This window comes from Cumulibacter soli, from assembly GCF_004382795.1.
Lineage (GTDB): Bacteria > Actinomycetota > Actinomycetes > Mycobacteriales > Antricoccaceae > Cumulibacter > Cumulibacter soli.
Genome location: NZ_SMSG01000006.1, coordinates 359,191 through 381,762, shown reverse-complemented (window position 1 = coordinate 381,762; position 22,572 = coordinate 359,191). Strand labels below are relative to the sequence as shown.

The window sequence follows — 22,572 nt, the reverse complement described above, 5'->3', positions numbered from 1 at the left end:
GGCATGAGCCAGCCCACGCAAGCTCCCGTCGCTAAACGCTCCCTCAACGAACGTCTGTCCGGGCCACTGCCCGCGCTCATCACGGTTGGCTCGCTGTTGCTACTGATGATCGTGCTGGAGCTCGTGGATGCCGCGGTACCGGCGAACCTGGACATGTGGGGCATTCACGCGCAAGAGCTCGACGGCCTGCCGGGGATCTTCAGTGCCCCGTTCCTGCACCACGGGTTCGCGCACCTGTGGTCCAATGCGATCCCGTTCTTTGTGCTTGGCTTCCTCACCGCGATTGCGGGACTCAAAGAGTTCGCGCTCGCCAGTATCGGGATCATCGTAGCCTCGGGAGTGTTCGCCTGGGCGCTGACTTTCGGGTCGGGAACCCAGGTGATCGTCGGCGCCAGCGGTTGGGTGTTTGGTCTGTTGACCTACCTGTTGGCGCGCGGAGTGTTTACCCGTAATTTCGGGCAGATCCTGATCAGCGTCGTGGTGCTGGTGCTCTATGGAAGCATCTTGTGGGGCGTCATCCCGGGCGAGGCGGGCATCTCCTGGCAGGGCCACCTCGGCGGTGCGATCGGCGGAATCGCGATGGCCTGGCTGCTGTCCCGTTCAAGCCGACAGAAGCCACAGTCCAAGAAGAGCACTCAGGCTCCCGCGACATTGAATCTGTCTTAATCTGGTTGGCGTGCCCAACGCCCCAGACTCCGCAGCCCCAATCGGCGTATTCGACTCCGGTGCCGGCGGGCTGACGGTGGCGCGAGCCATCATGGATCAACTCCCGGCGGAGTCCCTGATCTATCTGGGCGATACCGCTCATGTGCCGTACGGCTCACGCTCCATCGCCGAGATTCGCCAGTACGCGCTGCAATGCCTGGACATCCTCGTAGAGCGAGGCGTAAAGGCGCTCGTCATCGCGTGCAACTCCGCGAGCGCCGCGTGCCTGCGCGACGCCAGGGAACGGTACGACGTACCGGTCGTGGAGGTCATTCAACCGGCGGTGCGCCGCGCCCTCGCAGCGACCCGCAACAACCGGATCGGCGTGATCGGCACGTCTGCGACAATCGCGAGTCGCGCGTACGACGATGCGTTTGCCGCGGCGCCTCAGGTGGATCTATCCGGCGCGGCGTGCCCCCGTTTCGTCGACTTCGTCGAGCGCGGCATCACCAACGGCCGTCAGATCATGGGGCTCGCGCAGGCGTACGTGCAACCGTTACAGGATGCCGGCGTAGACACACTGGTGCTCGGATGTACGCACTATCCGATGCTGACTGGCGCGCTCGGTGTGGTGATGGGGGAGCAGGTCACTCTGGTCTCATCGGCGGAGGAGACGGCGAAGGACCTGTACCGCGAATTGCTTGCGCGCGACTTGTACGCCGAACGCGAAGGCGTGGGTACGCGTCAGTACCTAGCGACCGGCGATCTTGATCAGTTCCTGGAGTTGGGCAGGCGTTTCCTCGGACCGTTGATTGGCAGCGTGGAATCTGCCTATGGCTGAGGAATCGGTGCGGCAGAAGACTAGCCGCGCCGCCTGGATTTGCTACACGGCAGGAATCTTCGCGTACATCGTTGCGGTGTTCAACCGCACGTCGTTCGGTGTCGCCGCCGTTCCCGCAGCCGAGCGTTTCAGCGCGTCGGCGTCCGATATCGCCAGTTTCACCGTCGTGCAGTTGCTGGTGTACGCCGGGATGCAGATCCCGGTGGGCGTGATGATCGACCGGTACGGTCCGCGGCGCCTAGTGATCACCGGAACGGTGCTGATGGCGCTCGGGCAAGCATGGCTTGCCCTCGCCACAGCACTGACGCCGGCATTACTGGCCCGCGTGCTTATCGGCGCCGGCGACGCACTGATCTTCGCGTGCGTGCTGCGCAAGGTCGCCGAACTGTTCGCGGCCCGCCTGGTGCCGCATATGACCCAACTGACCGGCATGCTCGGACAGGTCGGACAACTGATGTCCGCGATCCCGTTCGCCGCGTTGCTCGGCGTGGCAACCTGGACGCAGAGTTTCTCGGTCGTGGCGGCTTTCGGCGTCCTCGCCGCCGTACTGACGATCGCGTTTTTCCGCGGCGGCGACAAGCCCGCCGGGCAGGTGCAGCAGTTACGTCCGGGGGACATCGGACGTCAGATCGCCAGTGCGTGGCGACATCCTGGCACTCGGCTTGGGTTCTGGACCCACTTCGTCACCCCTTTCAGCGTCACGACGTTCTCGATGCTGTGGGGCTATCCGTTCATGACCGAGGGCCTTCAGTTCAGTCAGCAGTTGGCGAGTTTCATGCTGACCATCAACGTCGCCGTCACCCTGATCGCCGCGCCGGTGATGGGTCGGCTGGTGTCGCGGCACCCGCTGCGGCGCTCTGTCCTCGTGCTGACCTGCGCCGGGTTGGCGGCCGGAGCGTGGACCCTCGTGCTGGCATGGCCAGGAGCCTCACCGCCGTGGACGATCGCGCTGTTGATGGTGTTGATCTCGATCGGCGGGCCCGGGTCGATGGTCGGCTTCGACTTCGCCCGTACCTACAACCCCAGCAGTCGCCTCGGGACGGCGACCGGAATCGTGAATGTCGGCGGGTTCGTTGCGGCGCTGATCACCATGTTTGTGATGGGGCTGATCCTCGACGTCTTTGAGGACGGGCACGGGCAGTACTCGCTCGGCGCGTTCAAGTGGGCTTTTGCGTTCCAGTACGTGATGTGGACCGTCGGCGTCGTGATGATCCTGCGGAACCGCAACCGCACACGCCGACTACTCGCGGCCGAAGGCACCGTGGTGCCGCCGCTGCGTTCGGCGCTACGCCGTGACTGGGACCGATACCGCGCTCGGCGCACCGGCCCGGATGCCGGCTCACCGCCGCCGGTAGCCTCGAGCGGGCGGAACCCGAACGATGACGAACCAGATTGGCAGATATGACGATCTCTCAGCCCCGCAGTGATGGACGGAGTGCAGACCAACTGCGCGAGGTCCGCATTACCCGTAACTGGCTCGATCACGCCGAAGGGTCGGTGCTGGTGGAGTTCGGTCGCACGCGCGTCCTGGTTGCGGCGTCGGTGACTCAGGGCGTGCCCAAGTGGCGCCGTGGGTCCGGGCTCGGCTGGGTGACTGCCGAGTACGCCATGCTGCCGCGTGCCACGCACACCCGCTCAGGACGCGAGTCGGTCAAGGGCAAGATCGGCGGGCGCACCCATGAGATCTCGAGGCTGATCGGTCGGGCGTTGCGCGCCTGCATCGACCTGTCGGCGCTCGGTGAGAACATGATCGAGATCGATTGCGATGTTTTGCAGGCGGACGGTGGGACGCGTACTGCGGCGATCACGGGCGCATATGTCGCGCTCGCCGACGCGGTGCAGTATCTGCGTGAGCGTGGGGCACTGGCCAAGGATGTCGCGTTGACCGGCTCCGTGTCAGCGGTCTCGGTCGGCATCATCGACGGCGAGCCACGTCTGGATCTGCACTATGAAGAGGACTCCCGCGCCGAGACGGATATGAACGTCGTCGCGACGGGTGATGGCCAACTGGTCGAGGTGCAAGGGACAGCTGAAGGTGCCCCGTTCAGCCGGACCGAACTCGATGCGCTCATCGACCTCGCGCTCGCCGGGTGCGCGGAACTGACTGTGAAGCAACAGGCGGCGTTGACCTCGTGACCCGCTTGTTGTTGGCTTCGCGCAACGCCAAGAAGCTTGCCGAGTTACGCCGCATCGTCGCGGCCACGGGCGTCGAGGTGATCGGCTTGGACGACGTCCCGGCGTACGAGGAGTTGCCCGAAGACGGCGCGACATTCGAGGCGAACGCGCTGTTGAAGGCGCGGGAGGCCGTGCGACAGACAGGACTGCCCACTATCGCCGATGACTCGGGGATATGCGTGGACGCCCTGAACGGTATGCCGGGGATCTTTTCAGCCCGGTGGTCTGGTCGCCATGGCGACGACCAAGCGAACAATGATCTGCTGCTCGCGCAATTGAAGGATGTGCCGGACTCGCGGCTTGCCGCGCACTTTGCGTGTGCGGCCGCGTACGTCGACGCCTCTGGCCGGGAGATTGTGGTGCGCGGGGAAATGCGCGGTCGGCTGCTGCGACAGCCTGCTGGCGAGGGTGGGTTCGGTTACGATCCGCTGTTCCTGCCGGACGGGCAGAGGTTGACGGCGGCCGAGCTGAGCCCAGCGGAGAAGGACGCGATCAGCCATCGTGGTAAGGCTATGCGTGCCCTCGCTGCACAGATCGCGCACTACCTGTAGCGCTCAGCCGCGCGGCACAGCAATTGAGATTGGTTTGCGGCGCTAACTAGTCTCTGGTGGACTGTGGGCATGCCGAAGCCAGCCGTGCCGGACGCCGATGCCCAGCGGCGGGCGTTCGGGTGGCGGTTTGTGGCGCCGTTGTGTCTGGGCTCCGCGCTCAATCCGATCAACTCCACCATGGTGGCGACTGCCGTTGTTTCGATCGGTCGTGATCTGGAGGTCGGTGCCGACCGCACCGTGTGGCTGATATCGGTGCTGTACCTCACCAGCGCGATCAGCCAGCCGGTGTCCGGACAGCTCGCGGATCGGATCGGCCCGCGGAAGGTGTTCGTCGCCGGCAGCGTGTTGGTCGCACTCGGTGGCTTCGGCGGGATCTTCGTGCGTGACTTGTGGGGACTGGTCGCGTTGCGCGCCGTGCTCGGTGCCGGAACCGGTGCGGTGTACCCGGCGGCGATGGCGATGGTCCGCCAACGCGCGGACTCGCTCGGCCTGCCGCCGCCCAACCGTGTCCTTGGGTTGTTATCGACGGCGTCACTGACCACGCTGACGATTGGTCCGCTGCTGGCCGGGCTGTTCGTCGAGTCGATCGGCTGGCCGTGGATCTTCATCATTAATCTGCCGATTGCCTTACTGAGCGTTTTCATGGTGATGCGCTTCGCGCCGCGCGACGGTGCGCGGAGCCCCGGCGAGCGCGGTCGACTCGACAGCGGCGGGATCGTGCTGTTCTCGGGCGCGATCGTCGCGCTGCTGGTGTTCCTGATGAACCTGAGCTCGCCGCCGTGGTGGCTGCTCGTGCTGGCCGTCGGGCTAGTGGGCGGACTGATCGGATATGAGCGCCGCCATTTAGCCCCGTTCATCGATGTGCGGATGCTGTCATCGAACGCGCCGTTGCTGCTGACCTACGTGCGGGTCGTGTTTGGGTTCGTGGTGCTGTACGGCGCGATGTTCTCCCTTTCGCAATGGTTCGAGGAATCCCGTGGGTTGAGCGCCAGCGAATCCGGACTGCTGTTGCTGCTGATCTTTGGCGTCGGCGCAATGTTGTCCCTCATAGGGGCGCGGTACACGGTGATCCGCCCGCCGCTGTTGATTGGCGCGATCGGGATGCTCGTCGGCGCCGCAATGATGGTTGTGGTGACAGGATCGTCGCCAATATGGGTGTACGGATTGCTGTGCCTGGCGTTCGCGCCGTCCGCCGGGCTGGCTGGAATCGCTAATCAGTTGGCGATCTACATACAGGCGCCACCCGCGCAGATAGGGATGGCATCGGGCTTGTCGCGTTCAGCGCAGTACATCGGCGCGATCATCGGATCTGGCGTCATTGCGCTGGCCTTTGGATCGCAGGCCACCGATGCCGGGCTCCATCTGATCGGATGGATCCTCGCCGGGGCCGCGGTTCTGGTGATCGCCGCGACGCTGCTCGACCGGTCACTCGACCAGCGTTAACTTCATTGTGCCTGGGTGGGCTGCTCGATACGCTGGCCGAATGCGGAGGACGTGAGTCCTCGACGTATGGTCGTGCGTCCAAGCCGATCGGATCGGTTCGGCGGGTATCGCTGGCAGCGATGCTGCTTTTGCTTCTCATCCGTGCCGGTCGATATCGGCCCAATCCACGTGCTCTTTAGAAAGTAGTGAGCTCTTTAGAAAAGTAGTGACACAGATTCTGTCGAACGGAACTGACGTGGTTGAAAGGAAGCGATGACAGACCCAACTGCACCGACTGGTGCTCCACAGACCGGCGACTCCCCACACGCTGGTGGGGCCCCGCACGCTGGTGGGGCCCCACGCGCTGGCGAGGCCCCACCCACCGGGGACTCCCTACCGCCCACGCGGCCGCCGCAGACCACGCCGCCTTCGGGCCCACCGCCTGTGGGTGCACCGCTCGCGGGACCATCATCCGCTGGACCTCAACCTTGGGTTGGTCCGCAACCGCCGCCGATGAGCACGCCTTCCGGACAACTCGCACGAGTGCGTCCGATTGGCAGTTTCCTGACCGTGATCGGCCTGATCGTGGTCATAGTGTCTGTGACGATGCGCTGGAGCCCGTCAGGGACGTTCGCTAACCGAGAGCTTGCGGCGTTCAGGTATGCCAAGGCGATGCAGGGCGACCCAGCATGGACGACCACCGGCACATTGCTGATGATCGGGCTGGTCGTGGTATTGCTGACCAGTGGCATCACGGTTCTTCTGTCGGTTATTCAGATGATCGCGCGAGATGCAGGTCGCGGGCTGGGTGCGACGGCGTTGGGCGCCGCGATCCTCGGCTTCCTAGTGGCACTGATCATCCTGATCGTCAGCATCTCCATTGATAGCGATTACGACGTTCAGCCTGCGGTATGGATATTCGCGGTCGGCACGCTCCCGGTCGTCGCCGGCGCTATCGGGGTCCTCTCCCGAAAGTACTAACGGGACGGAGTAACATGAATCGGCCCACCTGAGGTGGGTGTGGGGCCGTAGCCCAATTGGCAGAGGCACACGGTTTAGGTCCGTGCCAGTGAGAGTTCGAGTCTCTCCGGCCCTACTCTTTCATCCCGCCCGTTCTGCGGACGTCGAAGCGCGTCGAGGAACGGGGCATTGATCAGTCGCGCCGCACGCGATTGCCGGCGGCGTCGTTTCACCTGATCCTGATTGGCTGGCGTCCCCTTGCCGCCGGTGGGCCTCAAGCGGTTGAATGACGGCGTGTGATCGCTAACGCTTGCCGTCGAGAGGACGTCGATCCATGACTCGGGGAATGATCAGCGCACCCCAGCCAGAGGCAGTAGAGGCCGGGCTTGAGGTGCTCGAAGCAGGCGGTAATGCCGTCGATGCGGCAGTGGCGACAGCGCTAGTGCAGACTGCCGTCGATCCCCAGATGTGCGGTATAGCGGGCTTCGGGACGATGCATGTATATCTGCCCCAGCACGGGGTGCACACCACGCTTGACTTTCACGGGCGTTCGCCGGCAGCCGTCCGAGAGGACATGTGGCAGGACCTGATCGTCCGTGAGGCCGAAGACGGGTGGGGCTTCATACTCGAGGGTCGGGTAAACGAGAAGGGGTACGGCGCGATCAGCACACCGCGCACGCTCGTAGCGTTGAGCACCGCCCTCGAACGTTGGGGCACGCGCTCGTTCGGCGACTTGCTCGACCCCGCGATTGCTTACTGCGAGGATGGGTACGCCGTCCGTCCGCACATGTGGGAATTCTGGCATGAGCCTCCCGTCGCCGGTCGTGAGTCGAACATTGGGTTGGTGACCAAGAACCCTGCCGCGCGGGCAATCTATTGCAAGGACGACGGTTCGACCCTCGACATTGGCGACGTTTTACGTAACCCAGATATGGGCGCCGTACTGCGCCGGATTCGCGACCACGGCGTCGATGACTTCTACAGTGGCGACATCGCGCAGCGGATTGTCGCGGACATGCAGGCGAACGGCGGACTGATCAGCGCCGAAGATCTGCAGCAGTGCGCTCCCGAGGACAACGCGCCCCTATGCGGTGACTACCGCGGCTTTCGGATCGCGACCAATAATCCGCCCGGCGGAGGCATCCAATTGATCGAGATGCTGAATATATTGGAGAACTTTGACCTGAAGTCGATGGGGCACAACAGCGTCGACTACGTCCGCGTGGTCGCCGAAGCAATGAAAATCGCGACCGCCGACAAGGATGCGAAAGTCGGTGATCCGCGGTTTGTCGATGTGCCGGTGGAGGAGTTGACCTCTAAGGAGTACGCCGCGGCAAAGGCCGAGCAGATTCGCCGCGGCGAAAGGGCCGCGGTTCCTCGATTCAATAGCGGAGGTAACGGCGAAAGTAAGCACACGACTCAGGTGACCGTTGTCGACGAACACGACAACTGCGTCACGATGACCCATACGCTCGGGCAGCCATCCGGGGTCGTCACGCCCGACCTCGGGTTCATGTACAACGGCGCGATGATGGTGTTCGATCCGCGTCCGGGCAGACCCGGATCGCTCGCGCCGGGCAAAGCACGTTTCTCCGCGCTTTCGCCGACGATGGTCTTTCGTGGCGATCGGCCCTACCTCGTTCTCGGCGCACCTGGCGCCACTTACATCACGATGGGGAACCTCCAGGTGATGCTGAATGTGTTGGAATTCGGGATGTCAGCACAAGAAGCGATCACCGCGCCGCGGTTCTCCGCCACATCGGAGACGATTGAACTCACCAACTTGATTCGCCGATCCACTGAACGTGGCCTGCAGCAACTCGGCTACAACACGCGGCGGTACTCCAAAGCGTTCAAGTTTGCCTGGGTGCACGCAATCCGGATCGGCGCGGACGGCGCGCTTGATGGGGGAGCCGACCCCGCGACCGATGGCCTCGCTGCGATGACCTCGAACTAACAACCTCGGGCCGTCACGTCGAACTTTCGCGTCCGGCCGACAGGCCGAGCCGTTGTATCCGGTGGTCGACCGGAGCGGGGCACGAGCGCACGGGAGGCCCTCACAGGCCGAACCTCCAATTAGCCGCGACGCCTAATTAGCCGGGCTCGCCAACCAGTTCTGATGTGGAGCCCGCTGTGGAGCACGTTAACCGAGGTCGAGTTTCTTGATCAGGCGATCGACGTGGCCGGTGGCCTTCACGTTGTACTGCGCTTCGGCGACCTTGCCGTCGGAGTCGATCACGAACGTTGATCGGATGATGCCGACGGAGACTCTGCCGTACAGCTTCTTCTCGCCGTACGCGCCGTACGCCGTCGCGACTTGCTTGTCTGGATCGCTGAGCAGCGTGATTGACAGCGATTCCTTCTCACGGAACTTAGCCAGCTTCGCTGGCTTGTCCGGCGAGATGCCGATCACGCGATATCCCGCACCCTTCAGGTCGTCGTACGAGGACGTGAAGTCGCAGGCCTGCTTCGTGCAGCCAGGGGTCAGCGCGGCGGGGTAGAAGTAGACGATGACGGGCGCTCCGGCGAAGTCGCTGAGTGAGACCTGGGCGCCTGCATCATCGGTGAGCGTAAATGCTGGTGCGGCGTCCCCAGGCTGCAGACGGGCGGTCTCGGTCATCGTGCTGCTCCTTTAGCTCGCCTTCGCGGTCGGAGCCATGCTAGCGACAAATCACGCTGCCAGCAGTCACGCTCGGGGAACTGAACCGCGCATCAGACTGACTATCCTCGTGGACGCAATCAGCGAAGGACCAGGGAGACGACCGTGAAGGTAAGCAGGCGACGATTCCTCGGCGGCGCGGGCGCCGCGGTCGGAACCCTCGCCGCAGGGGCTGTGTTGGCGGGGTGCGATGACCAATCCACCGCAGATAGCGCGCCGAAGCCCACGCCCGCGCAGCCGTTCTACGGAACTCACCAGATGGGCATCATTGCACCGACGGCCGAGTATGCGACAGCGATCGCGCTGGATGTCACCGCGAGCGACCGTGACGGCCTCGTCGGCGTCTTGACCTCGATCTCGGCGAATATCGAAGCCCTGACCCAGCACGACCCGCCCGAGCCAGAGGAGCTCCTAGCGGTTCCCGAGGACGCCGGGATCGTCGTCGGTGTGCCGGGCAAACTCACCAGCGGAACCCTGAGCGCTGGCGCATCGCTGTTCGACGACAGATTCGGGCTGGCAAAACTCAAACCGGCTGCGCTGGTTCCGATGCCGGACGGTCTGGCGCGCGACGAACTCGACCCTGCGCGCACCCATGGGGACCTCTTGCTGGTGTTACAGGCCCCGAACCGCGACACCGTCACCAACGCCGTACGCCGGATCCTGCGAGATCTCACCGGTGCGGCTACAGCGCGCTGGATGCTCGACGTGTTCGCCCGGCCCGATACCACCGAGGCCCCCGACGTGACCTCCACGCGTAATCTGATGGGCTTCAAAGACGGCACAGCGAACCCGGACCCAACCCTCGACGATCTGATGAACGACGTGGTGTGGAGCGCGGGCGCCGAGGACGGCGAGCCCGAGTGGTGTGCCGGCGGCACCTATCTCGCGGCGCGAACGCTGCGCATGATTGTCGAGGACTGGGACGCACAGACCCTCGATCATCAAGAGAAGGTGTTCGGTCGGACGAAAGTGACGGGCGCGCCACTGGATGGCAAGGTCGAATCCGACGTCCCGGTCTACCCCAAAGACACAGCAGGACAGAAGATTCCGCTGACCGCGCATATTCGCCTGGCCAACCCGCGGGACGGCGAGGCCCTGTTGATGCTGCGGCGATCAATGAGTTACGAGCGGGGCATCGACGCCAACGGCCAACTGGACCAGGGACTGTTCTTCGTCAGTTACCAGCGAACCATGCAAGCGTTCCTGGAGGCGCAGGCGCGCCTCAAGGGTGAACCGCTCGAACAATTCGTCATCACGCACGGCGGCGGGTTCTATTTTTCGTTCCCCGGGCCGGCGAAAGGTGAGTATCTCGGCGCCGCCCTGATCGACGCGGCTGGATGATCCTCGCGCGCGCGAGGCGTATGGGCGATACGATCGGCGAGGACCATGTCACCGACCGGAGGAGCCACTCGTGGCCGAGCGCACACCCGCCGACATTCAGCGCGACATCGACCGGACTCGTGATGCACTTGCGGGCACGCTGGACCAGATAGCGGTGCGTGTGAATCCAAAGCGTCTCGTTGACAGCGGCAAGGAACAGGTTCAGGGGTTTTTTGAATCACCGAAAGGCAAAGCGGTCATCGCCGGTGCCGGCGCATTGCTCGTGCTGTTGATCGGTCGCCGAGTCGCCCTCAGTAAGCGCAACAAGCGCGAGCGCGACCTGGAACTGCTCACTCGCTATGGACTGCTGGACAACTAACGAAACAACCTTGGCTGCAAATACCCCCTAGGGGTACCATATGGTTATGGAACACGCAGCGCCAGGTTATAGCGACGACAAAGACGCGATCCTCAAGCGCCTCCGCCGGATCGAGGGCCAGGTGCGCGGTATCGCGCGGATGGTCGAGGAAGACACCTACTGCATCGACGTACTGACGCAGGTATCCGCCGCGACCAAGGCACTGCAGTCGGTCGCCCTCGGACTTCTCGACGAACATCTGGGGCACTGCGTTCGGCACGCCGTCGCCGAAGGCGGCGAGTCCGCCGACGAAAAGATCGCCGAGGCCAGCGCCGCCATCGCGCGACTCGTGAAATCCTGACAGTCGGTTACGCCCAGGGCACCCCGCGCGCGGTCAGCAATGCTTGCAACGGACGGCGGGTAAGGGTCGATAGTTCAGCCTGCAGTGTTTGCGATAACCGGTTGCAGAACTCGATGGGCTCGTCGGCTGCGTCCGGATCCTCCAGCACCACCGTGTGAATGGTGCCCGCCGCGAGCATCTGCTTGCATGAGATCTGCTGAGATCGCGCCATTTCGTCGGCGCGGTCAACCGTGCGGTGGATGATGGCGCTAGCGCCCTCGGGGGGAAGCGGAGAAAGCCACGAATGCTGTGCGGCTATTACCCGGTCGCTCGGCAGCAGAGCCAACGCGGCACCCCCGGTCCCTTGACCCATCATGATCGCCACTGTCGGCGTGCGGACCGTGGAGAGGTCGGCCAAACAACGCGCGATCTCACCCGCCAAGCCACCGTTCTCCGCCTCGGCCGACAGTGCTGCGCCCGGCGTGTCGATGACGGTCACCAGTGGCAAACCTAATTCTGTGGCTAACTGCATACCGCGCCTGGCCACTCGTAAACCTTCCGGGCCGAGTTGGTGCTTCGCGTTCTGCATCCGCCGGTCCTGCCCGAGTACGACGCACGCGTACGAGTTGAACCGGGCCAACGCCAGCAGCAGACCCGGGTCGCGCTCGCCCTGACCTGTGCCATTCAACGGAATCACATCGTTCGCGGCGATCCGCAGCAAGTCTCGCACCCCAGGACGTTCCGTGCGGCGCGAGGCCAATACCGACTGCCACACATCGACGTCGGGCATCCGGCTCGCATCCTGTGTGGTCAGTTGCGGGCGCGGCACCTCGATCGGTCCCTCGGCCGGCGACGTGATCCGCAGGACCTTATCGAGCAGTTTGCCCACCTGCTGCGGCGTGACGACGGCGTCGATAATCCCGCGCTGATACAGGTTCTCGGAGACTTGAACGCCCTCGGGAAATTCCTCGTCGTAGATGGCCTCGAACACGCGAGGTCCGAGGAAACCGAGCATCGCCTTAGGTTCGGCGGCCGTCACCTGGCCCAGTGACCCCCAGGACGCCATCACGCCGCCGGTGGTGGGGTGGCGCAGGTAGACCAGATACGACAAGCCCGCGGCCTTGTGTGCGGTGACGGCCTTTGAAATGTCGATCATTTGCAGGAATGCCGGCGTGCCCTCCTGCATCCGGGTGCCCCCGGAGCTCGGCGCGGCCACCAGGGGGAGCCCCTCGGCGGTTGCGCGTCGTACCGTCGCGACGATGCGGTCGGCAGCATTCTTGCCGATCGAGCCTGCGAGGAATCGAAACTCGCTGGCGAGGATCGCGATGCGGCGACCGGATAGCTTGCCCTCGCCCGAGATTACCGACTCATCTGTGCCAGCCTTCTCCGACGCAGCGATGAGCTGTTCGACGTACTCTTCGGAAGCGCCCGGCGCGGCGTCCTGCGGATAGACCAAGGGGGAGTCCCAGGAAATGAACGACCCTTCGTCCAGCGTGAGTTCGATTAACTCGCGCGCAGAGAGTCGGGGCGGGCGGGAGTTGGCGGCGTCAGTCATACCGACCATCTTCACCCTCTTACGCTGCGGCCGTCATCACACCCCAGCGTCAACCTTCGACCTTCCTTGCTAGGGGATCGGCTGGTAAAGTTCTACGCTGTTGCTTGTGAGAACGAGTACGCGCCATTAGCTCAATTGGCAGAGCAGCTGACTCTTAATCAGCGGGTTCGGGGTTCGAGTCCCTGATGGCGCACAGTAGTCCGTATAGCCTCAGTCGACACTAGAGTTTCGACTGAGGCTTTACTCGATTCTGGCGACCCTTGTCTGTTGGGGGTTAATGGCCAAAATGTGTGTATGGCTGTCGGCGTGTTGGCTGGTTCTATTGGTGTGATCGTCCGGCCCAGCCGTGTTGGATGCCGTTGCCGTCTTCCCAACTGAAACTGGTCCCGAAGGTTGGTCCGATGGGGTCATCTATGACGACGGGCGCTGGGGTTTTGGTCGGCTGGTAGTGCTTTGGTAGGGCGAGGCTCCAGGGGTCGCGCGGTTGCGCGGTGAAGCTGTTGAGCAGCCATTCGGCGGCGCGTCGGGCGTGTTCGGCGGGTAGTCCGCGGTGGGCGCGGAAGAGGTCTTTAAGGGCCTTGTTCGGTCCGCCTTCCAGCGGCGAGGTGGTACGCGGCAGCGGCGCTCCGGTGCCGGTGATCTCTGGGTCGATCCAGGTGAACAGGTGTTGTTCGCGGATGAGGCGACGGAACATGCCTCGGGTGGTGCGTAGATCGCGGTGGGTGTACCACCAGGTGCAGACAAGCGGGTGGCGACGCTCGAAGCGGCGCGGCCGAGCATGTCGGCGTTGCAGTTCGCGGGGGCGCGGTGGTTGCCATAGTGGTTGGCGGCGTGTCGGTCCTGTCGGCGCTGTTCGCGCTGCTGAACGCGCTGTATGCCTAAATGGGGATCGCCCCGGACCTTTCGAGGTCCGGGGCGTTATTCGTGTTTCTAGGGGTCGGGCGCTATCGGCGTGCTGATTTGCTGAAGCGTTCTTGTGCGGCTTGTCGGCTGATGCCAAGTGCCGCGCCAATGACGGTCCACGAGTTGCCTGCGTCTCGCGCGGCGCTGACCGCGTCGGCGAGTTCGCGCCGCGCGGTTTCCACGTTGTCGTTGGCTGCGATGATCGCGCGGAAGTGCTTTGCGTCGCGCGCTGGGTGCGTGGCCGGGTCGAGGCGATCGAGTCCGGTCGAGTCTTTGGTCTTGGTTGTCATAGGTATCACCTCAAGTAGTTGTAGAACTTCGGGCGGAGGTTGTCGGCGTGGATGATCCGCGCGGGTGCATCGACCGGAACGGCGACGAGTTCGAGGAGCGCGCCGTCGGCGGCGGGGCCGATGATGAGTAGTCGATCCTCGCCGTTGTATTCGTATTCGACGTACCGGATTGCGTTGGTCCACGCGTGGAGGATGTCGGCGTCCGCTACGTTGTGTTTACGTGCTGACGTCCTGATCTCCATGTGTCAAGGGTATCCTGACATCGATAGCCTGTCAAGTAAACCCTGACGGGGCGACGCGCGCCCTTTCGCGAACTCGCGACGGTCGACATTATGTGACTATCGGCTAGGCGCGTGAGTTCTCGCCAGCGCCCAATGGCTAGTGTCTGGTTATAGGGCCAGTCGGCCCTAGATCACCGCCAAGGAGTTGGCAGAGCAGCTGACTCTTAATCAGCGGGTTCGGGGTTCGAGTCCCTGATGGCGCAAAGTAGTCCGTATGGCCTCAGTCGACGTTGGAGTCTCGACTGAGGCTTTACTTGATTCTGGCGACCCTCGTCTGTTGGCGACCCTTGGCTCTGGCGACGCCGACAGTGGTCTCGGATTACTTGCCCGAGGTCGGTATCGGCAAGGTGATCGACATCTCGAATCCGTTCGCGAGGCGGTTAGCCGCTACCTCGCCCCCGTGCGCCTCGACGATTCCGCGCACGATCGCTAACCCCAGACCGGCGCCAGAGGTCGATTCCGGGGCCGCGGTACGAGCGGTGCCGGCCCGCCAGCCGACATCGAACATGTGCCCTAGGTCGCTGCTGGCGACGCCGGGACCCCGATCGAGGACGCTGACAATCAGATGGTCGTCGTCGCGGTGATGCGCGGTCACCACAACGTCGGAGTCCTGTGGTGCGTGCCGAATGCTGTTCGCGAGCAGATTGCCGATAGCGCGGGTGAGTTCGCGCGGATCGGCCCAGAGCATGTGGCCATCGATATCCCGGTGCACGATCTGAATGCCGCGTACCCTCGCCGCAGCCTGCACGTCGACGACGGCATCGGAGACGATATCCAGCAACGGCACGAGTTCGCGCTGTAGAGCCACCGTGCCGCTCTGCAGGGTGGACAAAGCAAACAAGTCATCGACCATGGCGGTCAGCGCATCGACACGTGAGCGGATAGAGCGCACGTACTCCGCTGGATCAGGCGCATATCCGTCTTCGATCGATTCGCTCATCGCGCGGATGCCGGCCAGCGGGGTGCGTAGATCGTGAGATATCCACGCGAAGAACTGCCGCCGGGCAGCATCCAGCTTCTCGACCTCTGCCCGCGCCTGCGCCAATTGCACCGACGTCTCGGCGAGTCGCGCGTGCAACTCGTTGAATTCCCGCCAGCCGGGGTCCGCAGGCTCGAGCACGGCACCGTCCGCAATGCTCTGCGTAGAACTCGTTAAGCGTCCGATCGAGCGGTCAACCGCGCGCGAAATCATCACCCATGACGCCGCAAGGCTCAGGATCGTGGCGATTGCGATCACCCACACGAGCACGGTGAGGTCGTGGCTAGAGATGAACATCTCGACCATGACCGCCAGCGTCGCGGTCACAATACTCAACACGGCAGCTACGACGACGATGGCGAATTGCGATGCGACCGGACCCTTGCGGTTGAGGCGTAGTACCAGGGCCGCCAGGGTCATCACGATCGCGGTGCACACCGCCGTGGTCAGCACGATCACGCCGATCGACGGTACGTCGAGCATCACGAGGCTACTCCGTCCCGTGCGGAGTGAAGCGATACCCAGCGCCCCACTCAGTTCGCAGATATATCGGAAACCGCGGTTCGGGTTCGATCTTCTCCCGCAGGCGACGCACGTGCACGGTGACCGTCGAGGGGTCGCCGACGGTCCAGCCCCATACCTCGCCGAGAATCTCGTCGCGTGAGAGGACCGCACCGGGATGCTGTACGCAATGCAGTAGCAGTTGGTATTCGCGCGTGGTCAGCGCGATCTCGTTAGTGCCGAGCCACGCGCGGCGGTGCGCGGGATCGATCCGAAACGCACCCGCCGTGAACGGCGCGGCAGGGCTGGAGGGCGCGTGCCGCCGCAGTTGAGCTTGCATCCGTAGTTGCAATTCCTTCAGTGCGAAAGGCTTGGTGAGGTAGTCGTCGGCTCCGCTCTCCAGACCGCTGATTCGTTGTTCGACGTCGCCAAGGGCGGTGAGCATGATGATCGGGATATCGGACGTTGTACGCACGAAGCGGCACAGGTCGTCACCACCGATGCCAGGAAGCATGCGATCGACCACGAGGATGTCCGGCACGTTCGCGCCGAGGGCGCGGTGGGCATCGTCCCCATCGCTGTACTGCGAGACCTGCCACCCGCTGGCACGTAGATAATCGCCGACGACAGTTCTCACGGTCGCGTCGTCCTCGACGATCATCACGTGCGGCTTCGTATCCATGCCTCAACGCTACCGAGCCGCGGCGTACCTTCGCGGGTTCTTACGGGTCTGAAAGAACCGCCAATGGCGCCGCACGCGCTTGTTTGCATGGGGCCGGTGACCGACCGGTCGCCCGCAATCTAGCCCGTGAGGACATCAGTATGCGTATCAAACAAGCCGCAGCGCTCGGCATCACCAGTCTCGCCTTGACGTTTCCGCTCGCAGCCTGCAGCAGTGACGGACCGATGAATGATGCGGGCCAATCGACTGACGCCGGCATGAATGATGAGTCGGACATGACCGGCGAAATGGGCGAGGATATGAGCGAGGACCCCGATTCAACTGGCGACATGGACGAGGGCTCGGGCATGAACGACGAGATGTCTGAGGGCGCGCCGATGTCGACGTCCGGCTCGTTTGATGGTGAGAACGACAACTCGGTGGCCGGCACCGTGTCGATCGTCGATGGCGAGCTCACGCTTTCAGGCTTCTCGTCCGACGACGGGCCTGATTTACACCTGTACCTGACAAATGGGTCCGATGAGGCCTCGGTGAGCGAGGGTGTTGATCTGGGCGCGGTCGCCTACGACCTGGCCGAGCAAACTTTTGCGATCGGTGATGCCGATATCGCGATGTACACCCACGTTGTCGTGCACTGTGACGAGGCGATGGAGGTATTCGGCGCCGCAGAACTCACTTGAGACTCTCGGTAGGGTAGGGGAATGCTCCAGACGGTCGAGGCGACCAGGTACGTCGTTCCCCTACGCGAGGGCGGTTCTCTACCAGCGATTGTGGAGGCCAGCGACGACGGCATGTATGTCGTGAAGTTCACCGGTGCGGGTCAAGGACCACGGGTGTTAGCGGCCGAGATCATCGCCGCGGGTATTGCCGATGCGCTCGGCATTGCCGTTCCCGATCGCCGGCTGATTGATTTTCCCGCCGCGGTAGCCAAGTACGAGGCCGATGAGGAGGCGCAGGATCTGCTCAATGCCTCACCAGGGCTGAACTTGGGCAGTGACTATCTGCCGGGCGCCGCGGCATACGAGGCAGCCACCGACATCGAATCGGACCTCGCCTCGCGGATCATGTGGCTGGACGCGCTGATCATGAATATCGATCGGACCTGGCACAACCCGAATCTGCTGGTGTGGCATTCGCGCGTGTGGTGTATAGACCACGGCGCCTCGCTGTATTTCCATCATGGTTGGGAACGCAGCGTCGATCCAGCTCGTTTCGCCTCGAGCGGGTTCCGGTTCGACGACCATGTTCTGGCCGAGGTCGGTGAGGTCACCGAGGGAGTGCACGCGACGTGCGCCCCGCTCGTGACTGATGACGTGCTGCATGCGGCCGTGGCCGACGTCCCTGATCAGTGGCTGCTGCCGAACGCTGACACTGACGAGCCGCGGGGCGTTCGAGCGGCGTACGTCGAATACCTGGCACGTCGCCGGGACGCCGCACCGTGGCTAACGGGGCAATGATGCTCGACTACCGCTACGCCATCGTCCGGGTCGTGCCACGCGCAGAACGCGATGAGTGCATCAACGTCGGGATCATCGTTTTCGTACCGTCCTCGGGCTATCTAGCCGCGCGGATCGCGACTAATCTCGACCTGGTGCGGGCGCTTGCCCCGCAGACAGACCTTGCTGCGCTTCGAACAAGCCTCACCGCGGTAGAGCTGATCTGCGCCGGTTCGCGAGTCGGCGGCCCAGCGGCTGTGGAGTCAGCGTCGTTCCGATTCGGGCACCTGACCGCGCCGCGCAGCACGATGGTGCGGACCTCCGGAACCCATGGCGGCATCGCCGAGGATCCCGACGATGCGCTCAACGAGTTGTACGCCAGATACGTTGCACGCTGAGGCGACTAGGTGTCGAGCGCAGCGCGAAAAAGCGCCAGTAGCTCGTCCGAGAACAGAACGAACTGCACTCGATCCAGCGACGCGAGCGCCGAGGCGCTATTGACGGCGGAAACGGCGATGCGGGCGACCCGCCGGGGATCCCAGCCATAGACGCCAGCGCTAATAGCCGGGAACGCGATGCTTCGCGCGCCGACTCGTACGGCCTCGGTGAGCGCATTGGTGAAACAAGCGGCCAGATCCGCAGGATCGCGCTGTCCCGCATGCCAATTGGGCCCAACGGTCTGGATCACCCAGCGCGCACTCAGTTGGCAACCGGGTAGCGCGGCCGCCGCACCCACGGGGAATCCGTCCGGATAGTGCGTTTTCAGTTCCCGACAGTGCTCGAGAAACTCGGGCCCCGCAGCGCGGTGGATCGCGCCGTCCACTCCGCCGCCACCCAGTAACTGTGAGTTTGCCGCGTTCACGATGGCATCCAGCGTCGATTCGGTCAGGTCTGCTCGAACGGCGGTGATGGCGGGCATGGACCCAGCCTAGGCTCAATTCGGCCCCAGCCGCACCAGTACGCGTGACGCACGTCGCGACAGCGCCACCCGTCGCGCCATGCTCGCCGCAGCACGGGTTCGTTGCCCAGCGCGCCGCCGTTTTTGCTCGTACTCGCGGACGCCGGCCATCCCGTGTTCGTTCAGTGCCTCGCCGAGCACGATCGCGTCGACGAGGGCTTCGCAGGCCCCGCGGCCGAGGTTCGGCGACATCGCATGTGCGGCATCGCCGATCAGGACATAGCGTCCGCGAACCACCGAGCGTGGACGGCGCGACTCCAGGATGGCGTTGACGACAGTCGTATCGGGGTCGGCGGCATCAAGTGTCGTGCTAACGAGATCGGGGAAGTCGGCGTAGGCCGCGCGGGCCCAGCGCAGGGCATCAGTGGGAGATTCCTCGCCGCGTCGGGTCGAGGCGTACCAGTTGGTGCCCACGCCGTCGGGTAGGCGATTAGGGCCAACTCCGAAGAGTTTTCCGCCGCCCCAGAACTCACGCATCTGATCTGGCGGCATAGCTGGCGCCGTCGTAAGAATGCCGCGGATCGCCACTACGCCGGTGTCGCGTGGCGCATCGCCCCATACTCGTGAGCGGACGACGCTGCGCGCACCGTCTGCTGCGATGACAAGGTCAGCGCGCAGTTCGGCTGGGTCGTCGACCTGTCGGTTCTCGCGAGCCACGGAATCAGGTACTGCGTGATCGAGCAATTCCAAGAGCGCGGGGCGGGTGATGAGCCACGTGTCCGCTTCGCGGCGGGTCATGGTTACTGGGTGACCGGCCGCATCGGCGGTGATCACACCGTTGGTCAGCATCAACCCGTCCGCTCGCAGTTCGTCGGCGAGCCCGATCCGATCCAGCGCATCGAGGGCGAAGGGCCAGATACCGAAGGCGGTCGGAACCCTGCTATATCCGGGGTTTCGCTCGACAAGCGTGACGGTGTGCGCTTCGGGAGAGAGCGTCGCGGCGAGAGCGAGCCCAGCGACCCCGCCGCCGACGATCGTGATCGTAGCCATGCGCTCAACCTAACACTACAAATGTAGTATTACAACATCTGTAGTGTTATGGATATGCCGACCAGACCAGAAATCATCGCTGACGCTGCCGTCACCGTAGTGAGCCGCGATGGGGTACGCGGACTGACGCATCGAGCGGTGGATGCCGAGGCCGCCTTGCCCGCCGGGAGCACGTCCAACTGCTATCGCAATCGCGAGGCGCTGTTGGGTGCGATCGTCGAGCGCATCGAGGAACTTGATACGGCTGCGCTGAAGGCTGGCCCCTCGATCGATGTGTCCTCCGTAGTGACCATCGCAACGTACTTGGCGGACCGAGTGCACTCGATGACGACACCACGCCGGGTTCGCGCTACCCGAGCCCGGTTCGCGTTGCTGCTCGATGAGACTGCTCGGGGTGCGATGGAAAGTGGGCACTTCCGGTTGCTCGGCATGCTCGAGGGGATGCTCCGTGAGTTGGAGCACCCGGCACCCGAACGGGCTGCTCGCGCGGTAGCCGACCTGCTGGAAGGAGCGTTGGTGCACGCGGTTGCGGTGCGCTCACGCAAGATCGACACCGCGACGCTTGCGGACGCCGTACAGCGACTACTGCAGTAACGGGAATAGCCGACGCCCCGCAGGGGTTGGGTCGTTATGGGGCAGGCCAAAGACACAGGTGATGGCGTACACGACGTCATCGTCATCGGGGCCGGTCAAGCAGGCTTGAGCGCGGCCGGGCATTTGGTCCGCAAGGGGGTGCGGCCCTGGCGTGACTTCGTCATCCTCGATGCCAATGACGGGCCGGGCGGTGCCTGGCGACATCGCTGGGACTCGCTCACTTTCGATCGAGCGCACGGAATCCACGATCTCCCTGGCATGTCGCTGGGTACGCCAGACCCTGACGAGCCCGCCAGCCGGGTCGTCGCGCGCTATTACGGACGGTACGAAGCTGAACTTGCACTACCGGTGGTTCGACCGGTCGCGGTGTCCTGTGTGCGGCGAGAAGGAGATGTCTTCGGGATCAAAGCCGAGGACGGACGGCAATGGCGGGCACGTACGGTAATCAGTGCTGCCGGAACGTGGGACTCGCCGTACGTTCCCTATTATCCGGGTATCGCTGACTTCCGGGGGCGCTACCTGCACACGCGCGGGTTCACCGCGCCTGAAGACTTTGCCGACCAGAATGTGCTTGTTGTGGGCGGCGGTACGTCGGCGCTGCAGTTCCTGCTGCAACTCGACGCGGCCGGAGTGCGCACGGTCTGGAGTACCCGCCGTACGCCCGGCTGGACCAGTCCGATCTCCGGACCGGACTGGGGGATTGACGTCGAAGCCATGGTGGCCGAGCGGACACGCAATGGCTTACCGCCGACGTCGGTCGCGTCCGTGACTGGTGTACCACTGACCGAGCAGTACCGCGAAGGCCTCGCCTCTGGAGTGCTGATCAGCCGCGGCGGACTGAGTCGGATACTCGATGACGCGGTGATCCTCGACGGTCCCGGACCGGACGGTCGTGGTGCGCCGGGGCAGGGGCTGCTCGCCGACCGGACCCTCGCCGAGGGTGGACTGTCGCGAATCCGTCAGCTTCCGGGAAGTCCCCTCGATGCGTCGATGTCCAACGGTGAGCATCCGTGGCGAACACCTATTGACACGATCCTATGGGCGACCGGATTTCGGGCGTCACTTAACCACCTCGCTCCACTGCGGATCCGCGAACCCGGTGGCGGTGTCCGAATGGCCCTGGATGGTGTGAGCGTGCAACGTGCACCCGGGCTGTTCCTCGTCGGGTACGGCGCTTCGGCCTCGACGATTGGTGCCACCCGTGCTGGACGGAAGGCCGCGATTGCCGCGCTACGCGCGGTCTCAGATCCCGTTCGTGTCTAGGAAGTGGCGCACTAGTTCGTTGTATTCGGCGGGGCGCTCGAGGTTGGGGTAATGCGCGGCTCCGGCGATCTCGACGTATTGACCCTGTGGTGCGTTTTGTGCGAGCCGGCGGGCATTGCTTAAGTGGTCGGGTCCGTCGTCCGCGCCGTTGAGCGCGAGCGTTGGGACGATGATGTGGCGAACTCGCGCCCACGTGTTGGTGACCGGGGTGGGCGGTATCGGTGGTGTTGGAACTCCGTTGTCGTCCAGTGTTACGTGTTCGCTAATCGTCTGCTGCGCCATCATTTCGATGTGCGCGACTACATCTCGGTCTAGGTCGGCGCGGGTGCGATGTGGCCCGTACGTGAACCGCATGAACGTATCGATCCATAGTTGCGCATTGCCTTCGGTGGCGGCCAGATTCCATGTTTCGAAGGCGTCTAGCGCCCATGGATCGACGAAATCGGGCTCGCTGGTTCCGGTTCCGGTGACGATGAGTCCAGTGCAGCGTTCGGGGTACTCGAGTGCCACATCGACGGCGGTGCCGCCGCCCATAGAGACACCGGCGATGACCACCTGGGCGATTTCGAGAGCGTCGAGCAGACGTGCCACATCGTCGACGAGTCGATATGGACCCGATGCGTCCGCGGTCGAACCGTGACCGCGGGCATCGGGCGCGATCACGCGTCGGTCCGAGAACGCGCTTAGCTGTGGTTGCCACATTCGGTGATCGACCGCGCCTCCGTGTAGAAGGAGCAGCGGCGTCCGTGGGCCGCCATCGACGTCGACGAGATGGGCTGAATGGTCGGTCAGGGATACGTCGCGATGACTCAACATGACAACTAAGGTGTCATACTTCTGGGCCTAATGGCAACCAAGGTGCCATAATT

At 63.9% G+C, this 22,572-nt stretch carries 25 protein-coding genes, 2 tRNA genes and 1 pseudogene; 18 read left to right on the top strand and 10 right to left on the bottom strand.

Going from position 1 to position 22,572, the window contains the following annotated elements:
- Positions 1-3: 3 nt before the first annotated feature.
- The 9 genes from E1H16_RS15260 (at position 4) to ggt (ending at position 8,551) form a co-directional block, all read left to right on the top strand.
- A complete protein-coding gene (locus tag E1H16_RS15260; protein ID WP_134324760.1) occupies positions 4-666 on the top strand; it encodes a rhomboid family intramembrane serine protease in 663 nt (220 codons plus the stop codon).
- Between the two features lie 10 nt (positions 667-676).
- Positions 677-1,486: a glutamate racemase gene (murI, locus tag E1H16_RS15255; protein ID WP_134324759.1), complete on the top strand. Its 810-nt coding sequence runs from the start codon at positions 677-679 to the stop codon at positions 1,484-1,486.
- Positions 1,479-2,891 carry an MFS transporter gene (locus E1H16_RS15250; protein ID WP_134324758.1) on the top strand — a complete coding sequence of 471 codons (1,413 nt, stop codon included), beginning with the start codon at positions 1,479-1,481 and terminating at the stop codon, positions 2,889-2,891. The genes murI and E1H16_RS15250 overlap by 8 nt, the downstream gene beginning before the upstream one ends.
- Positions 2,888-3,622 (top strand): ribonuclease PH, encoded by a 735-nt coding sequence (gene rph, locus E1H16_RS15245; RefSeq protein ID WP_134324757.1) that lies wholly within the window; start codon positions 2,888-2,890, stop codon positions 3,620-3,622. The genes E1H16_RS15250 and rph overlap by 4 nt, the downstream gene beginning before the upstream one ends.
- On the top strand, positions 3,619-4,212 hold the full coding sequence (gene rdgB, locus E1H16_RS15240; RefSeq protein WP_134324756.1) for an RdgB/HAM1 family non-canonical purine NTP pyrophosphatase: 594 nt from the start codon (positions 3,619-3,621) through the stop codon (positions 4,210-4,212). Before rph ends, rdgB begins: the two co-directional genes overlap by 4 nt.
- 69 nt (positions 4,213-4,281) lie before the next feature.
- Positions 4,282-5,655: an MFS transporter gene (locus E1H16_RS15235; protein WP_134324755.1), complete on the top strand. Its 1,374-nt coding sequence runs from the start codon at positions 4,282-4,284 to the stop codon at positions 5,653-5,655.
- 492 nt (positions 5,656-6,147) lie between these two features.
- Entirely contained in the window at positions 6,148-6,615 is a 468-nt protein-coding gene (locus E1H16_RS15230) for a hypothetical protein (RefSeq protein WP_134324754.1), read from the top strand.
- A 41-nt stretch (positions 6,616-6,656) separates the two neighbouring features.
- A tRNA-Leu gene (locus tag E1H16_RS15225) sits at positions 6,657-6,730 on the top strand.
- A 198-nt stretch (positions 6,731-6,928) separates the two neighbouring features.
- Positions 6,929-8,551 (top strand): gamma-glutamyltransferase, encoded by a 1,623-nt coding sequence (ggt, locus tag E1H16_RS15220; protein WP_134324753.1) that lies wholly within the window; start codon positions 6,929-6,931, stop codon positions 8,549-8,551.
- Positions 8,552-8,737: 186 nt separating this feature from the next.
- On the opposite strand, the gene bcp is transcribed toward ggt, so the two are convergent.
- Entirely contained in the window at positions 8,738-9,214 is a 477-nt protein-coding gene (gene bcp / locus E1H16_RS15215) for a thioredoxin-dependent thiol peroxidase (RefSeq protein ID WP_134324752.1), read from the bottom strand.
- A 144-nt stretch (positions 9,215-9,358) separates the two neighbouring features.
- On the opposite strand from bcp, the gene E1H16_RS15210 reads away from it, so the two are divergent.
- The 3 genes from E1H16_RS15210 (at position 9,359) to E1H16_RS15200 (ending at position 11,292) form a co-directional block, all read left to right on the top strand.
- On the top strand, positions 9,359-10,594 hold the full coding sequence (locus tag E1H16_RS15210) for a Dyp-type peroxidase (RefSeq protein WP_134324751.1): 1,236 nt from the start codon (positions 9,359-9,361) through the stop codon (positions 10,592-10,594).
- Positions 10,595-10,664: 70 nt separating this feature from the next.
- Positions 10,665-10,952, top strand: a complete 288-nt coding sequence (locus tag E1H16_RS15205) for a DUF3618 domain-containing protein (protein ID WP_134324750.1) — start codon at positions 10,665-10,667, stop codon at positions 10,950-10,952.
- A 46-nt stretch (positions 10,953-10,998) separates the two neighbouring features.
- The gene (locus E1H16_RS15200; RefSeq protein ID WP_134324749.1) at positions 10,999-11,292 is read left to right on the top strand and encodes a metal-sensitive transcriptional regulator; all 294 of its coding nucleotides are present in this window, start codon (positions 10,999-11,001) and stop codon (positions 11,290-11,292) included.
- Between the two features lie 7 nt (positions 11,293-11,299).
- On the opposite strand, the gene E1H16_RS15195 is transcribed toward E1H16_RS15200, so the two are convergent.
- On the bottom strand, positions 11,300-12,826 hold the full coding sequence (locus E1H16_RS15195; protein WP_134324748.1) for a carboxyl transferase domain-containing protein: 1,527 nt from the start codon (positions 12,824-12,826) through the stop codon (positions 11,300-11,302).
- Positions 12,827-12,946: 120 nt separating this feature from the next.
- On the opposite strand from E1H16_RS15195, the gene E1H16_RS15190 reads away from it, so the two are divergent.
- Positions 12,947-13,019 (top strand) — tRNA-Lys (locus tag E1H16_RS15190).
- 126 nt (positions 13,020-13,145) lie between these two features.
- Here E1H16_RS15190 and E1H16_RS15185 read toward each other — a convergent pair.
- From E1H16_RS15185 to E1H16_RS15165, 5 genes and pseudogenes are all read right to left on the bottom strand, one after another.
- Positions 13,146-13,643 (bottom strand): annotated as a pseudogene (locus E1H16_RS15185) (IS256 family transposase); the annotation flags it as partial.
- A 127-nt stretch (positions 13,644-13,770) separates the two neighbouring features.
- The gene (locus tag E1H16_RS15180; protein ID WP_134324747.1) at positions 13,771-14,019 is read right to left on the bottom strand and encodes a hypothetical protein; all 249 of its coding nucleotides are present in this window, start codon (positions 14,017-14,019) and stop codon (positions 13,771-13,773) included.
- Positions 14,020-14,024: 5 nt separating this feature from the next.
- Complete coding sequence (locus E1H16_RS15175; protein WP_134324746.1) at positions 14,025-14,261, bottom strand: hypothetical protein; 237 nt, start codon at positions 14,259-14,261, stop codon at positions 14,025-14,027.
- A gap of 358 nt (positions 14,262-14,619) precedes the next feature.
- Positions 14,620-15,762: a sensor histidine kinase gene (locus tag E1H16_RS15170; RefSeq protein ID WP_134324797.1), complete on the bottom strand. Its 1,143-nt coding sequence runs from the start codon at positions 15,760-15,762 to the stop codon at positions 14,620-14,622.
- A 7-nt stretch (positions 15,763-15,769) separates the two neighbouring features.
- Positions 15,770-16,462, bottom strand: coding sequence for a response regulator transcription factor (locus tag E1H16_RS15165; protein WP_208379077.1), 693 nt, complete (start codon positions 16,460-16,462; stop codon positions 15,770-15,772).
- 140 nt (positions 16,463-16,602) lie between these two features.
- Here E1H16_RS15165 and E1H16_RS18660 point away from each other — a divergent pair, with 140 nt between their 5' ends.
- From E1H16_RS18660 to E1H16_RS15150, 3 genes are read left to right on the top strand one after another with little or no spacing between them, the layout of a single operon-like run.
- Positions 16,603-17,142 carry a DM13 domain-containing protein gene (locus E1H16_RS18660; protein WP_208379076.1) on the top strand — a complete coding sequence of 180 codons (540 nt, stop codon included), beginning with the start codon at positions 16,603-16,605 and terminating at the stop codon, positions 17,140-17,142.
- Positions 17,143-17,163: 21 nt separating this feature from the next.
- Positions 17,164-17,919 carry a HipA family kinase gene (locus tag E1H16_RS15155; protein WP_134324745.1) on the top strand — a complete coding sequence of 252 codons (756 nt, stop codon included), beginning with the start codon at positions 17,164-17,166 and terminating at the stop codon, positions 17,917-17,919.
- Positions 17,901-18,296, top strand: a complete 396-nt coding sequence (locus tag E1H16_RS15150; protein ID WP_134324744.1) for a DUF3037 domain-containing protein — start codon at positions 17,901-17,903, stop codon at positions 18,294-18,296. Before E1H16_RS15155 ends, E1H16_RS15150 begins: the two co-directional genes overlap by 19 nt.
- A 5-nt stretch (positions 18,297-18,301) precedes the next feature.
- Here E1H16_RS15150 and E1H16_RS15145 read toward each other — a convergent pair whose 3' ends face one another.
- Together E1H16_RS15145 and E1H16_RS15140 are read right to left on the bottom strand one after the other, a co-directional pair.
- Complete coding sequence (locus tag E1H16_RS15145; RefSeq protein WP_134324743.1) at positions 18,302-18,817, bottom strand: O-acetyl-ADP-ribose deacetylase; 516 nt, start codon at positions 18,815-18,817, stop codon at positions 18,302-18,304.
- Positions 18,818-18,832: 15 nt separating this feature from the next.
- Entirely contained in the window at positions 18,833-19,846 is a 1,014-nt protein-coding gene (locus tag E1H16_RS15140; protein ID WP_134324742.1) for an FAD-dependent monooxygenase, read from the bottom strand.
- A gap of 54 nt (positions 19,847-19,900) precedes the next feature.
- Here E1H16_RS15140 and E1H16_RS15135 point away from each other — a divergent pair, with 54 nt between their 5' ends.
- Together E1H16_RS15135 and E1H16_RS15130 are read left to right on the top strand one after the other, a co-directional pair.
- Positions 19,901-20,440, top strand: coding sequence for a TetR/AcrR family transcriptional regulator (locus E1H16_RS15135; RefSeq protein ID WP_134324741.1), 540 nt, complete (start codon positions 19,901-19,903; stop codon positions 20,438-20,440).
- 36 nt (positions 20,441-20,476) lie between these two features.
- Positions 20,477-21,703, top strand: a complete 1,227-nt coding sequence (locus tag E1H16_RS15130; RefSeq protein WP_134324740.1) for an NAD(P)-binding domain-containing protein — start codon at positions 20,477-20,479, stop codon at positions 21,701-21,703.
- On the opposite strand, the gene E1H16_RS15125 is transcribed toward E1H16_RS15130, so the two are convergent.
- A complete protein-coding gene (locus E1H16_RS15125; RefSeq protein ID WP_134324739.1) occupies positions 21,683-22,519 on the bottom strand; it encodes an alpha/beta fold hydrolase in 837 nt (278 codons plus the stop codon). The genes E1H16_RS15130 and E1H16_RS15125 overlap by 21 nt on opposite strands.
- Between the last annotated feature and the right edge of the window lie 53 nt (positions 22,520-22,572).